The organism is Polaromonas sp. UBA4122 (genome assembly GCA_002381615.1).
GTDB lineage: Bacteria > Pseudomonadota > Gammaproteobacteria > Burkholderiales > Burkholderiaceae_C > Polaromonas.
The window spans coordinates 1-14,519 of record DFWY01000044.1 but is presented as its reverse complement, the minus strand read 5'-3'; the positions used below and the strand labels follow the sequence as shown (position 1 = coordinate 14,519).

The 14,519-nt window shown below is 58.3% G+C and carries 13 protein-coding genes and 1 pseudogene; 3 read left to right on the top strand and 11 right to left on the bottom strand.

The window, feature by feature from the left end; all coding sequences use genetic code 11:
* Positions 1–129: 129 nt before the first annotated feature.
* A pseudogene (locus tag B3F77_RS06100) lies at positions 130–1,086 on the bottom strand (bifunctional helix-turn-helix transcriptional regulator/GNAT family N-acetyltransferase).
* 121 nt (positions 1,087–1,207) lie between these two features.
* The gene (locus B3F77_RS06095; protein WP_293604100.1) at positions 1,208–1,843 is read right to left on the bottom strand and encodes a CAP domain-containing protein; all 636 of its coding nucleotides are present in this window, start codon (positions 1,841–1,843) and stop codon (positions 1,208–1,210) included.
* A 224-nt stretch (positions 1,844–2,067) separates the two neighbouring features.
* On the opposite strand from B3F77_RS06095, the gene B3F77_RS06090 reads away from it, so the two are divergent.
* Positions 2,068–2,676 carry a pseudouridine synthase gene (locus B3F77_RS06090; protein ID WP_293604099.1) on the top strand — a complete coding sequence of 203 codons (609 nt, stop codon included), beginning with the start codon at positions 2,068–2,070 and terminating at the stop codon, positions 2,674–2,676.
* 50 nt (positions 2,677–2,726) lie between these two features.
* Here B3F77_RS06090 and B3F77_RS06085 read toward each other — a convergent pair whose 3' ends face one another.
* The 4 genes from B3F77_RS06085 to fusA form a co-directional block, all read right to left on the bottom strand.
* A complete protein-coding gene (locus tag B3F77_RS06085) occupies positions 2,727–3,278 on the bottom strand; it encodes a DUF2242 domain-containing protein (RefSeq protein ID WP_293604101.1) in 552 nt (183 codons plus the stop codon).
* A gap of 182 nt (positions 3,279–3,460) precedes the next feature.
* Positions 3,461–4,219 (bottom strand): hypothetical protein, encoded by a 759-nt coding sequence (locus B3F77_RS06080; protein WP_293604098.1) that lies wholly within the window; start codon positions 4,217–4,219, stop codon positions 3,461–3,463.
* Positions 4,220–4,403: 184 nt separating this feature from the next.
* Positions 4,404–5,198, bottom strand: coding sequence for an HpcH/HpaI aldolase family protein (locus B3F77_RS06075; RefSeq protein WP_293604097.1), 795 nt, complete (start codon positions 5,196–5,198; stop codon positions 4,404–4,406).
* A 419-nt stretch (positions 5,199–5,617) separates the two neighbouring features.
* Complete coding sequence (gene fusA, locus B3F77_RS06070; RefSeq protein ID WP_293604096.1) at positions 5,618–7,717, bottom strand: elongation factor G; 2,100 nt, start codon at positions 7,715–7,717, stop codon at positions 5,618–5,620.
* A 141-nt stretch (positions 7,718–7,858) separates the two neighbouring features.
* On the opposite strand from fusA, the gene thpR reads away from it, so the two are divergent.
* Positions 7,859–8,395, top strand: coding sequence for an RNA 2',3'-cyclic phosphodiesterase (thpR, locus tag B3F77_RS06065; RefSeq protein WP_293604095.1), 537 nt, complete (start codon positions 7,859–7,861; stop codon positions 8,393–8,395).
* A gap of 121 nt (positions 8,396–8,516) precedes the next feature.
* Here the strand turns inward: thpR and B3F77_RS06060 are convergent, their stop codons facing one another.
* From B3F77_RS06060 to B3F77_RS06050, 3 genes are all read right to left on the bottom strand, one after another.
* Complete coding sequence (locus B3F77_RS06060; protein WP_293604094.1) at positions 8,517–8,897, bottom strand: SirB2 family protein; 381 nt, start codon at positions 8,895–8,897, stop codon at positions 8,517–8,519.
* Positions 8,898–8,913: 16 nt separating this feature from the next.
* Positions 8,914–9,177, bottom strand: a complete 264-nt coding sequence (locus B3F77_RS06055; RefSeq protein WP_293604093.1) for a DUF2249 domain-containing protein — start codon at positions 9,175–9,177, stop codon at positions 8,914–8,916.
* 78 nt (positions 9,178–9,255) lie between these two features.
* On the bottom strand, positions 9,256–11,544 hold the full coding sequence (locus tag B3F77_RS06050) for a nitric-oxide reductase large subunit (RefSeq protein ID WP_293604092.1): 2,289 nt from the start codon (positions 11,542–11,544) through the stop codon (positions 9,256–9,258).
* A gap of 232 nt (positions 11,545–11,776) precedes the next feature.
* Here B3F77_RS06050 and B3F77_RS06045 point away from each other — a divergent pair, with 232 nt between their 5' ends.
* Positions 11,777–12,250 (top strand): RrF2 family transcriptional regulator, encoded by a 474-nt coding sequence (locus B3F77_RS06045; RefSeq protein WP_293604091.1) that lies wholly within the window; start codon positions 11,777–11,779, stop codon positions 12,248–12,250.
* Positions 12,251–12,340: 90 nt separating this feature from the next.
* Here B3F77_RS06045 and hemN read toward each other — a convergent pair whose 3' ends face one another.
* Together hemN and B3F77_RS06035 are read right to left on the bottom strand one after the other, a co-directional pair.
* A complete protein-coding gene (gene hemN, locus B3F77_RS06040; RefSeq protein ID WP_293604090.1) occupies positions 12,341–13,732 on the bottom strand; it encodes an oxygen-independent coproporphyrinogen III oxidase in 1,392 nt (463 codons plus the stop codon).
* Positions 13,729–13,950 (bottom strand): hypothetical protein, encoded by a 222-nt coding sequence (locus tag B3F77_RS06035; RefSeq protein WP_293604089.1) that lies wholly within the window; start codon positions 13,948–13,950, stop codon positions 13,729–13,731. The genes hemN and B3F77_RS06035 overlap by 4 nt, the downstream gene beginning before the upstream one ends.
* Positions 13,951–14,519: the final 569 nt, after the last annotated feature.

Here is a 14,519-nt window from a genome sequence, read left to right as displayed (position 1 = left end):
CTGGATGAGGTGAAGCCGCAGTCCGTGAAAGCTGCCGACTGACAGCTGCTATGTTTTGTATAGCTGCTTGCGCATATTCCACGGGGGATAGAGGCAAAAATAGCTCTCAAATGCGGGTATCAACTGTCTTCAGATTTTCAGCTCCCACGTCTCGCCAACCAGCGATTGCCCGAACCCCTGGTAAGGCTCGCTCTTAACCAGTTGAAAGCCCCGTTTGGCATAGATGGAACGCGCAGCGCTCAGGCAGCTATTGGTCCACAGCACCATCTTTCGGTAGCCCTTGCTGCGAGCAAACGCGATGCACTCGTCCGTCAGCCGGGCGCCCAAGCCCAGGCCGCGCGCCTGTGGGGTAAGTATCAGCATACGCAATTGCGCGACCTGTTTTGATTTGCGCACCACAAAGGCCGAGCCCGCGCGCTGGCCATCCACCTCGGCCATCCAGCAGCTTTCCCATTCGGGCTGCTGGTTGCGCAGGTACTTGGCCACGATATCGGCCACCAGTGCCTCAAAATCGGCGTTTCAGCCATACTCGCGGGCGTAGATTTCGCCATGCTGCTGCACCACCCACCCCATGTCACCGGGCTGAGGCTCGCGCAGGGTAATCACGGGCTTTTTGGGCGCAAGTACCACCGGCTCCAGCGCATGCTGGATGGTGTTCATTGCAGCGATCACAGCCGATTGCTGATCCGCAGCCACGGTACCCAGCAGCGCTGCCGCTTCGTCTCGCGACCTTTGTTGCAAGGGTGCAAAGGCCGTGTACCCGGCTTGCGTGAGCGTGATCAGGCTTTGGCGGGCATCGAGGGGTGCCGGCTTGCGGCTGATCCAGGCGCGGACCTCAAAGCGACGCAGGATTCGGCTGAGATAACCCATGTCCAGCCCCAGTTCATGCGCCAGCGCAGACGCCGTGAACGGCTGGGACGCCTGGGGTGAATAATGGGCAAGCTCGTATAAGACACGCACCTCCGTCAAGGACAGCTCGCTGTCCAAGTAAGGCGCCAGCACGCCGATGCGCTGTGTGTAGAAGCGGTTGAACCCGCGCAGTGCCTTGACGTGGTCAGCAGCGGGGAATTGAAAATTGGTTTCCATGCCATGCACTGTTGTTCAATTACTTGACCGAGTCAAGTAATTGAACAATCTGCCACGCGTGGGCCAGAGACCTATAGTCTCTAAAAGAGACGCCCCAATGGCAACGACAGATGCGCGACCTTCATGTGCCGCCCAGATCCATCGTCCAGTAAAGGTGGTAGGTGGTGGCATCGTTGCGCGCACAGGCAACACCGATATTGCGAAACCGGGGGTTCATCAGATTCTGACAATGGCCGGGGCTGTCAATCCATTTGGTCACGACCTTCTCCACGGTCGGCTGACCTGCCGCGATGTTCTCCCCCACGGCTGTGTAGCGGTATCCGGTGGCCCGTACCCGTTGTGCCGGGGTGCTTCCATCCGGGCGGTTGTGGGAGAAATAGTTGTTTTTCGCCATGTCGCTTGAATGCCCTTGGGCCGCCTTCAGCAAGTCACTATTCCAGGTTAATGGGGCAACGGCGACATAAGTCGTTGCCCCACAAACCGCGCCGGCAGCGCGCAAGGCATTGACCCTTTGCAGGACTTCGGTCTGAATACCATGCCTGCCATTCAATCCGCAACTCACGTCAGTTACCGTATGCTTTGTGACGGGCACGGGCACCGTTGCCCTGGCGGGTCTCGCGGATGCAACGAGCACAGGTAGGGGCTCGGTTCCGTCAGCGAGGTAGTCACGAAAGCCACCACCGCAGGCGGCCATGGCACAACACAGGCAAAGCACCAGACACGGACGCAGCATGCGTTTTGATTCTTGAACGTTCATCGGGGGATTCAACAAGTAAAGCTGAATTGGATTCTGCTTTGAACAGCCTCCACCAATGAAAACCTTTTGTAAGTGTACGTACCGGTCAAAATTTAAAACGGGTCCAATAGCTATTATTTTCATAGCCGCTTGCGCATATTCCACGGGGGTTAGCCAGTTATTTGACCTCTAATTCTTCGTACGCCCCGCTGGATCGCCGAATGGGGATGCTATCCTTTGCCGCCATGAATTTTTCCCGCCCTTCCCGCCTGATCTGCTTCAACAAGCCCTACGGTGTGCTCAGCCAGTTCACCGCTGAGGGGCGCTGGCGCGGGCTGAAGGACTTCATCGACATCCCCGACGTCTATGTGGCTGGCCGGCTGGATGCGGATAGCGAGGGCCTGCTGCTGCTGACGAACGACGGCAAGCTGCAGGCGCGCATCGCCGACCCCCGCTTCAAGATGGAAAAGATCTACTGGGTCCAGGTGGAAGGCGAACCTGGCGAAGCCGCCCTGGAGGCCTTGCGACTGGGGGTGCAGCTCAATGACGGCCTCACCCGCCCGGCCCGGGCCCGGCTGATGGATCCGCCGCCAGCGCTATGGGAGCGGGAGCCGCCCGTTCGCGTTCGCCAATCCATCCCCACCGCCTGGATCGAGCTGGTCATCCGGGAAGGCCGCAACCGCCAGGTCCGGCGCATGACGGCGGCCGTGGGGTTTCCCACCCTGCGCCTGATCCGCGCCGCCATCGGCCCCTACGCGCTGGACGGACTCATGCCGGGAAGCTGGCGGGAAAGCGATGGGGATCAGGTTCCATTGGACGGTGCTCCCGAGCAACAACTGGCAAGAGACCATTAGCGCCAGCAGTGCATTCAGGCCGCTTGAGTGCACTTACCGTGCACGACAGGTCAATGGGATTCGTCCAAGGGTCCGTCCACCACCAGATAACGCATCACCAGGTCAAAAAAGCGCTCATAAAAGGCTTCGGAAGAGATGGTTTTGCTGGACACCTTGACCATGGAATCATTGCTCGAGCTAAATGGCAGCGAGACCGAACCCAGCGCTCCCACGCCCAGACTGGCTGAATTGTTGCTTTTCTTCAGGGCATAAACGTCCTGCAGGGCGGTGACAAAGCCAAGGCTGACTTTTCCGTCGCTGCTGTCGGGGGCGCACACGACCCGAATTTCCATTTGCAGGTGCGACTCAGGCTCAGGCTGAAAGCTTTTCTGAGCATCCACCAAGTCCTCTCTGGCCGTGTTGATGATGTAACCCTGGCTCAGCAACGCCCTTCTGGCGGCCTCGCAGGTTTGTGCAGCTGTGGCGTCAAACAGCCGGGAGAAGGTCGCGGTGGAGCCAAATTCTTCCTGTGACGCAAACGCCTTCACCGGGGTTCCGCAACCTGTCAGCAGGCTTGAGAGGCTCACGAAGCCCACCAGCCAGACGGTGGCGCTACAACGCATCCAGGATAGATTCAAAACCAGGCACTCCTTCAGGCATCAAAAATCGAATTTTTCGGTTCACCAGACAATACTACAAGGAGTCAAATTGAAAAAGTCAGGCTTTCAGCCGTTGCGAGCTGAAATGCCTGACATCCCCTGATCCACTGGATACGCTTCAGGCGCTATGGACGCCTGAAATGTTTTTAACGCCGACCACGGCGGTCGTTGCGTATCATCCGTTCCACGTCGCCGCGCAGCCTCGTTAGTTCATTTTGCAGTTGACGGCGTTCTTGCTGGGTAACGACACCGTCACGCTTGAAGCTGGCCTCGTGGCGTGCAATGTCACGCTCCCGGCTGTGCAACCTGTCCGCTTCGCGCTGGGTAATGCGACCAGAGCGGACGCCCTCGTCAATGCGCTGGCTGATATTGAACTCACGATTGTCGATACCGTTTATATTGCCGGGTTGGGCAACGATGTCGCGGTTAGCCATCATGCGTTCAACTTCGGCGTTAAGGCCATCCAGATCCGCCCTTAACTGCTGGCGCTCCTGGGGCGTGACATTGCCATCCGATTTGAAGCGGCTTTCGCGAATGTCAATTTCGCGGTCACGTCGATAGAGCTCTCGCGCCTCGGAAGGTGTGATGTGGCCGGACGCCATACCTTGCTGGATGCGGGCACTGATCGCTTGCTGCGCACTGTCAATGGCGGGCGTGCTGGTGCCTTGCGCCATGGCCGGGGAAAGTCCCAAGCCGACGAACAAGGCTGATGCCAATAATGAAGCAGTGAAGAATTTCGATTTCATAAGGTTTCCCGACTTTGTGGATGAACTGGCCAACAACACATTGAGAAATTTGCAGTAGCTGGAACGAATTCCAGGTTCGACAAACGGCTGCGCGAGCTGCTGCTGCTGAATCGCTGCTGTTCTAAGGCCTAAGGCGTCTCTGTGATTCAGAAAGTTCATTGTTGCCCTGCATTTGTTAACGCTGTGTAAGACAAACAGAGATTTACCCGGTATTTACGTCGCGACTTCATCCTAGAAACGGCAGTTGGACACGCCCGAGGGTGCTGTGCATTTGGGGTCAGACTCCAATTATGGATTCGAGGTCAGCTTCTCATTAACTCACTCGAAAGATTCTTCGTCCAGTTTAGTAACCCGAGCCTGCGCCTTGTTTTGAGGGCTGAGTACCTTTGGCGACCTGCACTGCACGATGAGCCGCCTGGGACAACAGCCCCACATCATTCCCCGGTGTTACCAGCAAGAATCCTTCCGCGATGCGCTGAGCGGCGGCTTCTCCGGTGGAGCAGAAAATGCCTGGAATTTTTCCGTGCGCGCGGGTCCGTTCACAGATGTGGGCGATGGCCTGGCGAACGTCTTGATCGTCGGGCTCCGACTTTGGCGTCTTGCCCAGCGCCAGTGCCAGGTCGTTGGGTCCCACAAAAATCCCGTCCAGACCTTCGACCGCCAGGATGGCATCCAGAGCGTCGAGCCCCTGGCGGGTCTCAATCATGGCCAATACCAGAATTTCATCATTGGCCCCCTGAAAATAATCCGGGCCACCGTAAAGTAGTCCTCTGGCTGGCCCGAAGGAGCGCGTCCCCACCGGCGGGTAGCGGCACGCCGACACCAACGATCGCGCCTCCTCGACAGAAGAGATCATGGGGCAAATGATGCCGTAGGCGCCGGCGTCAAGCAGTTGCATCACCAGAGCCGGATCGTTGCGGGAAACACGTGCCAAGGGCAGCACCGGTGTCGCTGACAGCGCCTGGAACATGCCAATCGCCTGTTCAAAGCCGATCATGCCGTGCTGGAGATCGATGGTCACCGCATCAAAGCCCTGATGCCCCATGACTTCAGCGCAATAGGACGATGGAATGGACAGCCATGCGTTGACGGCCGCTTCCTGCCTTTGGCACATCTCTTTAAGGCGATTTGATCGCATAACTACTGCTCCAAAAAAATGAAAGTTCCAGGAAACCACCTAGTGTGGTGTTGCATGCTTGATGGCACAAATAAAACTGAGGGATTTTTGTTCATGGCAAGGCGCAAACCGCAGCAATAGTTCCACTATTGCGAGGATTTGCAACGCCGCCATGGGAAAAAAGACACGGTTTTATGTGCCAGCTAGCGTGCAACACCACACTAGCATATCCCCTGAAGTTCGGAAAACTGTTTGCTTGTGTTGCGCGCCAAGAGCGGAAGCCACCCGTGTGGCGCCTGCCGGCGGCACGATTTGCCAGCCCAAGAGGAGCATTGGCGAATATGGCTTCATGCCATCGTGCAAGACACCGCGGGCAACACCATCCGCTGCATTCGCGCCAGTGAACGGCCCTACCCTCGTGTGACGCGCGGCCATGCGATTTATTTGAGGTTCACAATCGCTGCGGAAACGCTGGGGGGCATTTCCGCATAGTGCCTGAACTCCATCGTGAAGATGGCGCGGCCCTGCGTGAGTGAACGCAGCGAGGTCGAGTAGCCGAACATTTCCGCCAGCGGCACCTCGGCGCGCACCAGCTTGCCGCCACCGCCGGCGATGTCTTCCATGCCCTGGATGCTGCCACGGCGCGAGGACAGATCGCCCATGACGTGGCCCATGTATTCTTCCGGCATCTCGACTTCGACCGCCATCATCGGTTCGAGGAGGACGGGCTTGGCACGGCGCATACCTTCCTTGAACGCGATCGCGCCGGCCATGCGGTAGGCGTTTTCATTCGAGTCGACATCGTGGTAGGAACCGAACACCAGCGTGGCCTTCACGTCGACCACCGGGTAGCCCGCGAGCACGCCCGACCTCAGGCTCTCCTGGATGCCTTTGTCGACCGCCGGAATGTATTCGCGCGGCACCACGCCGCCCTTGATCGCGTCGACAAACTGGTAACCCTGGCCCGCTGGCAGGGGTTCGAGGTTCAGCACCGCGTGGCCGTACTGGCCGTGCCCGCCCGATTGCTTGATGAATTTGCCTTCGACGTCGCTGACTGCCTGCTTGATGGTTTCTCGGTAGGCGACCTGCGGCTTGCCGACGCTCGCTTGCACGCCGAATTCGCGCTTCATGCGGTCAACCAGAATTTCGAGGTGCAACTCGCCCATGCCTTCGATAATGGTCTGGCCGGATTCTTCGTCGGTGTGCACGCGAAACGACGGGTCTTCCTGCGCGAGACGGCTCAAGGCCATCCCCATCTTTTCCTGGTCGGCGGTGGTCTTGGGCTCGACGGCTTGCGAGATCACCGGCTCGGGAAAGCTCATGCGCTCAAGGATGATGACATGGTCCAGGTCGCACAGCGTGTCGCCGGTGGTCACATCCTTCAGGCCGATCGCCGCCGCGATGTCGCCCGCGCGGACCTCCTTGATCTCGTTGCGCACATTGGCATGCATCTGCAGGATGCGGCCTAGCCGCTCGCGCTTGCCCTTGGTCGGGTTGAAGACGGTGTCGCCTGAATTGACGACGCCCGAGTAGACGCGAAAGAAGACCAGCTGCCCGACGAACGGGTCCGTCATGATCTTGAAGGCCAGTGCCGCAAACGGCTCGTCGTCGCCCGGATGACGCTCGGCTTCCTTGTCGTCCACGGTATGGCCCAGAATTGCCGGCACATCCACTGGCGAGGGCAGGTAGTCGATGACGGCGTCGAGCAAGGCCTGCACGCCCTTGTTCTTGAAGGCGCTGCCGCAGAGCATGGGAACGATTTCGCCCGCGACGGTGCGCTGGCGCAATCCCTGCTTGATCTCGACTTCGCTCAAGGGCTCGCCCGCCAGGTACTTGCCCAGCAGATCCTCGTTCGCTTCGGCGGCAGCCTCGACCATCTTCTCGCGCCATTCTTTCGCCAAGTCAACCAGCTCGACCGGAATCTCGCCATAGTCAAAGCGCACGCCCTGGCTGGCCTCGTCCCAGATGATGGCTTTCATCTTCACGAGGTCGACCACCCCCTGGAAATGCTCCTCCGTGCCAATCGGGATCTGCACCGGCACCGCCACGCCCTTCAAGCGCTCGCCGATCTGGCGCTGCACGCGCAAGAAGTCGGCGCCCACACGGTCCATCTTGTTGACGAAGGCGATGCGCGGCATCTTGTACTTGTTGGCCTGGCGCCAGACGGTTTCGGACTGCGGCTGCACGCCGCCGACCGCGTCGTAAACCATGACCACGCCGTCGAGCACGCGCATCGAGCGCTCGACCTCGATTGTGAAGTCGACGTGGCCCGGCGTGTCGATGATGTTGATCCGGTGTTCCGGGTAGCTGCCGGCCATGCCTTTCCAGAACGTCGTCGTCGCCGCCGAGGTGATGGTGATGCCGCGCTCCTGCTCCTGCTCCATCCAGTCCATGGTCGCAGTGCCTTCGTGGACTTCGCCCAGCTTGTAATTCACGCCGGTGTAGAACAGGATGCGCTCGGTCGTCGTGGTCTTACCGGCGTCGATGTGGGCGCTGATGCCGATATTGCGGTAGCGCTCGATAGGTGTTTTGCGACTCACGACAAGCTCCTTGATGGCGACGCGTGATGGCGGCGCGCACGGGTGATTCTGCGCTCATAGAGCGGTTCTTGTACAGCTACCGGCCTGATCCACGTTTCTGTGGGCGCAGCCGCTGTGTGGCCATGCAGATAAAATTTTTGCGTGCGTACCACCCCGCCCCCGCTCGCCCTGGACCACACCGCCCGGCTGTTTCTTGCGCTTTGGCCTGCGCCTCGCGTGCGGGCCGCCTTGCTCGCATACCGCGATGCATGGCACTGGAACGCCCAGGCGTCGCTGGTGCGGCCAGAGCAGCTGCACCTGACGCTGCACTTTATCGGCAACGTCCCGCGTCATCGCCTGAACCAGCTCAAAAAGGGGCTTGAGGTGCCGTTCGAGCCCTTCGAACTGAACTTTGGCCACCCCGGCCTGTGGCGTCACGGCACCGCCGTGTTGCAGCCGGATGCAAGACCCGCCGGCCTGCTGCAGCTGCATGGCGCACTGCGCCAGGCCCTGCAGCGCCTTGAACTGCCAAGCGACACCCTGGACTTTCGCCCCCACATCACGCTCGCGCGTCGTGCCGCCGGGGCTGTGCCACCCGCCCAGGATCCCGTGCTGCGCTGGCAGGTGCATGGCTATGCGCTGGTGGAGTCCATGCGTGAACCGGCGGGCCAGTACCGCCTTGTACAGCGCTATGCCTGAGGCCCGGCAGCGGGCCTGCGCCAAGGTGTCAGAACGTCAGTGACGAAGCGCCCGCCAGCCGAGTGCTGGTACCGGGCGGCGGCGAAGGCCGCAACAGCGTCTGGCTGACCGAGCAGGGACATCAAGAAAAGATCATTGCCTGCCTCGTTAGCGCTACCGCCACGATATAGGCAAATGTCGCCAGTGCGGCCAGCCATGCCCAAGTTCGCACCGCCTTGGTTTTGCCGCGTTTTAGTGCGACAGTGCCGAGCCCGATATAAGCGATCAGTGCGACAACCTTGGCCGTCAGCCAGGGTTGAACAAAGGGATACTGGGCACTCCAAAAAACCATGATCAGTGCGCTGCTCAGCAGCAGCGTGTCGATAATATGCGGCAAAACCTTGACCCAGCGTTGCTGCAGCATGTCGGATTCACGCAGCATCCAGAACCCGCGCAATAAAAAAAAGCTGCCGCTCAGCGCAACGCTGGTGATGTGAAGGTATTTGATCGCAAGGTAGTTCACAGCGCAGTCTGGAGGATTATTCCGCCACCCGGAAGTCAATCACGATTTCGCCCGGTGCACGCGAGACATAGGCAATCTTGACACGGGGGCCAAAGTGGCCATTGATCTGTGACAGCAAGGGTAATGGATCATGGTCATTGCAAAAGCGCATGGTCTCGCCGGCTTGCAGCGCATCCAGCGCGCCAAAGATCGCGGCGTGCCGGAATCGTTTGGCGACGCCGCGTGCATCGAACGGGTAAACGCCTTCAGCGATAACAGGAAGGGAACAATTGTGTGTCATGGTAATACTTCTATTGTGTAGTGAATCAAAGAGGCTGGCCTGGACCAGCCCCCCTTCAGCACTGTTGATAAAACGTGGTCAAGCCTCTTTGGCGCGCGCCACAGGTGCTACAGATAGCCGTGTCGGCTGATTGCGTTTGGCTCCCTTCAGCAAACGTATTGCAAACAAGGCCAGGAAAAGCATGCCGATTGCGAAGACCACATCGCCCGGCACCCGCATCCATACCAGGGTTTCCATCAGCTTCGAATGCACAACTTCCGGTGAGCGTGCAAACCACATGCCCTTGGTCACGCTGGCCCAGGCCTGGTAGATGCCGGCGGGCACCAGTGAGATGAACACCATCATGGCCAGCCCGATATTGAGCGACCAAAACATCGGCTGCAGCAGCTTGTCAGACCATGCAGCACGATCCGACAGGCCGCGCAGGCAAAACAGCAGCAGCCCGATGCCCAGCATGCCATACACACCGAACAGCGCCGCATGGGCGTGGGCGGCGGTCATGTTGAGCCCTTGCATGTAATACAGCGCGATCGGCGTATTGATCGAGAAACCCAGCAACCCGGCGCCGACGACGTTCCAGAAACCCACGGCGATGAAGCACAGGATTGGCCACTTGTAGGCCTGCACCCAGGGCGCAGCCTTGGAGCGTTGATAGTTGCGATAGGCTTCGACGCCGATCATCGCCAGCGGAACCACTTCCAGCGCCGAGAACATGGCACCGATGGCAATCACGAAGGTCGGAGTGCCGGTGAAGTACAGATGGTGCAATGTACCCAGAATTCCGCCGAACAGGAACACGATGGTTTCCAGCACGATCGCGCTGTTGGCGGTGGCGGCGCGGATCAAGCCGAGACGAGTGAACAACAGTGCAATGACCGCGGTGGCGAATACTTCGAAGAAGCCTTCCACCCACAAGTGCACCAACCACCAGCGCCAGTACTCGATCATCGAGTAGTGGGTATGTTGGCCCCAGGTCAACGACGTTGCGTAGAAGATGCCGATGCACAGTGCGGCCAGGAATACCATCGCAATCAGGCCGCGGCTCTCAGAGGGCTTTTTCAATGCGGGCAGCAGGCCGCGTCCCAACAGCGTCACCCAGAACAGCAAGCCGATAAACAGCAGGATTTGCCAAATGCGGCCCATGCTGGTGAATTCCAGGCCCTGGTTGCCGATCCAGAAACTGAAAGTATTGCCCAGATGCTGCAAGCTGCCGAGCCAGCCGAAGGCGGTCGAGCCGACCACGATGAACAGCAGGGCATAGAACAACACGTCGACGCCGAGTTTCTGGTATTTGGGCTCATGGCCCGAGATCGCCGGGGCGATATACAGACCGGTGGCCAGCCAGGCGGTGGCAATCCATAACACCGCAAACTGGGTATGGATGGTGCGGCTCACCGTAAAGGGCAGGATCTGCGCCAGCGGGAAGCCGAAGAAAGTGTGACCCTCGACGGCATAGTGGGCGGTAATCACGCCCATGCCAACTTGCGCCAGGATCAGGCCGATCACCACATAGAAGTATTTCCTGGTCGCCTTCATCGACGGTGTCGGCTTCAGGTCGAACAAGGGATCGGCTTTGGGCGGGGTTGGATCGCCCTCTTCCTTGGCTGTCGAGTGGTAGAAAATCATGCCGGCAATCGCGGCGATCATGAAAATGACGCTGGCAATCGACCAGATGCCCGCACCGGCGGTCGGCGTGTTGTCGACCAGCGCATCGTGCGGCCAGTTGCTGGTATAGCTGAGATCGGTCTCACCTGGCCTATCGGTCGCGGCCGACCATGCTGACCAGAATATGAAGGCCGGAAGCGCTTGCAGATCAGCGGGGTCCGGCAAGGATCCGGCATTCATCGCATATTGTTCGCGCAGCTTGTCCAGTGACGCATCATCGCCAAACAAGCCGGTGTAATGCTTTGCCACTTGCTGGACGGCCTCGGCGCGCTCCGGCGACAGCGTAATGGTGCCGGTTGCAGCATCGTAGGTGTTGCGCCGCATCTCGCTCTTGAGCCGGGCGTTCAATTCGGCTTGCTGGCCGACGCCCAGTTGCTCAAAGGGTTTGCCAAAATCACGCTGCGCCCATACGGTGCGCAAGGCCAGCGCCTCACGATGCAGCCAGTCGGCCGACCAATCCGGCGCGACATAACTGCCATGACCCCATACCGAACCCAACTGCTGACCGCCGGCGGAAAGCCAGGCTTCCTGACCGCGTTGAACCTGTCCTTCTGAAAATAGCACAGCTCCCTGGGTGCTGATGACTTGTTTGGGAATGGGCGGCGCTGTCAGATAAATCTCTGTACCGACCCAGCCCAAAACGGCAAAAGACAGTACACAGATGACAGCGAGCCAGGTCCAGAGTTTGCGCGTAGCCTGCATGGCAAATTTCCTTTGTTGGTGTTGATAAAAAGGTGACGGATTGAATCCAATCAAAGGTGGATTCTATATGCATCTTATTGAACATGCAATTTAAATGCGTCTTAAATCGCGCACATGAAGAATCCTGAACCGCTGTTGCCACAAGAAGGCGGTAAACCTATAAAATCAATCCAGCATTAAATAGGCATGAAATGACACGCCACCTTCTCTCTCACCGAACTTTCATCGCGCAATGAGACTGACCACCTACACCGACTACGCGCTACGCACCCTGATGTACCTGGCCGTCAACCGCGAGCGCATGGTCACGATCCAGGACATCGCCGATCTGCATGGCATCTCCAAGAATCACCTGACTAAAGTAGTGCATCAGCTCGGGCAGCTCGGTTTGGTGGAAACCGTGCGCGGACGAAACGGCGGGATCAAGCTGGGCCATGAGCCTGCAGAGATCAACATCGGCAAGGTTGTGCGCCAAACAGAAACCGATTTCCACATGGCCGAGTGTTTCGATAGCGACAACACCAGCTGCGCCTATGCGTCGGCCTGCGCGCTCAAGGACGCTTTGGGTGCAGCCACCACGGCTTACTTGAAAGTGCTGGATGACGTGACGCTGGAAAATCTGCTCAGAAAGCGCGGCGGCCGCACCGGCAATGGCGGGGTGATCAAGCCACTGCGGTTCCATGCACAAGCGAAGACCAAAAAGTAGCCACAGCGCACAGGCAAAGATTCGTCAGAACTGCCTCCGACATAGCATGCATCCCCGGCAACCGGGGTGGTTTTGCAACTTGTACAACCCTCAAATCAACTTGGAATAGGTTGACATTGTTGGCTGAGTGAGGTATTTGTCGAACACCATACCGCTGGCACGCACGAACAGACGCCCTTTTGCGGTGACCCGGATAGCCGTCGGGTCGATGGTGATCAGCCCGGCATCTTCGTATTGCCTTAGAAGGGACATCTCGCGTGCAAAATACGCATTGAAATCGATGCCATAGGCGCTGTTGATGGTGTCGATTTCAACCGGTGCGCTACACATCAAGGTCATGATGATCTGGCGTCTGAGCAAATCGTCGCTGCTTAATTCAAAACCTTTTTCAACCGGCAGGTGGCCCTCGTCGAGGTGCTGGTAGTAAGCATTCACGGTCCGCACCGACTGGCTGTACGAGTTGCCGACCTTGCCGATGGCGGAAACGCCAAAGCCGATCAGGTCGCACTCAGCCCGCGTGGTGTAGCCCTGAAAATTGCGGTGCAGACTTTTGTTCAGACGCGCCTGGTTCAATTCATCATCGGGCTTCGAAAAATGATCCAGTCCGATATAGACGTACCCGGCATCGAGCAATCTGCGCATCGACATCAGGAAGATCTGCAGGCGTTCTTCGGCCGAAGGCAGGTCGCTTTCGACGATCTGGCGCTGCGCCTTGAAGCGGTTGGGCAAATGCGCGTAGTTGTATAGCGCGATGCGGTCAGGTGCAAGGCGAATGAGGCTGTCCAGCGTTCGGCCAAAGCTTTCCAGCGTCTGCTTCGGCAAGCCGTAGATCAGGTCGGCGTTGATGGACTGGAAGTTTGCCTTACGGCTTTCCTCAACCGCCTTTTCCACCATGTCGAGAGGCTGAATGCGGTTGACGGCCTGCTGCACCGCCGGGTCAAAGTCCTGCACACCGAAGCTGTTGCGATTAAAGCCGAGCTCGGCCAACAGGGCCAGTGTGCCGTCCTGGACGGTACGCGGATCGATTTCAACGCCCAGCTCGGCGTCAGCCGCGAAGTCAAAGTGACTACGCAGCATGCTCATCAGCTGGCGCAATTCGTCAGCATTGAAGAAAGTGGGTGTGCCTCCGCCCAGATGCAACTGCACCGTTTTGCGGTCGCTGCCAATATGCGAGGCCACCAGCGCCATTTCCTTGTCCAGGTAGCGCAGGTACTCAGCTACCCGGCTATGGTCCTTGGTGATGATCTTGTTGCATGCGCAGAAATAACACAGCGATTCGCAAAATGGCAAATGCACGTAGATCGACAAAGGCGGGTTACTGGCGTTTGTCGCACGTTGTTCGAGATAGCTCAGATACGTCTGCTCGGTAAATGCGGTGTTGAAACGGTCGGCCGTGGGGTACGACGTGTAACGGGGCCCGAGTTTGTCAAACTTGCGGATCAGTTCTTCGGATAGTTCTATATCAGGCAAGGCAAGAGTCATTGGAAAATCCTGGTAATTGTCATGAGATGCATCCTGTCGCAAATCGAATCTTTCCATAGCGATGATCGCGTCAGGAAGGCCGGGTCGGTGGCACCCATTTTCCTGGTGCGCCCAACGATGCGGCCGTCGGCACCGAGCAGGATCAGCAGCGCCGTTTGATTGTAATCGCCGTCGGCAAGCAGGCTGTCGGGAGTCAATGACTTGTCCGGTTTTAGCAAGCAATCTGTCCGATTTGGGGACTGTGTGCGCAATTTGGGGGGGTGATTCCAGTTATTGATCTTTCCAGAATTCGTGACAAAGTTTTCCCGTTCGCCCTGAGCCTGTCGAAGGGTTCGCCCCCTTGGTACCAGGCTTCGACAAGCTCAGCCCGAACGGTGTCGCGAATTAGAAGTGAGAAAATTGGGATCGGATTCCCATTAGTCAGCCTTTGAAGCCGCAGTCGACCTGAGTCGTACGTACAAATCAACCTGCGACGCCCTGGTTTCGATTAGCGGCCTTCGTCGTAAAACAGTATTGCCCTGAAGGCTCAACGCCATCCCACATCGTTGAAACGTTATTGTGAAGTGCAGCTACAGAATACACTTGTTGGCTGATTTACACCGTTTCCCAGCATCTACCGGCCCCCTTTGTAATCAACGCGGAGATTTTTCATGAGCAAAACCTACAACATCCTCATCATGGGCGCCTCTTACGGCTCCTTGTTAGGCAGCAAGCTGCTGCTGGCTGGACACAACGTCAAGCTGGTCTGCCTGCCGGCCGAGGTGGAACTGATCAACCAGGAAGGCAT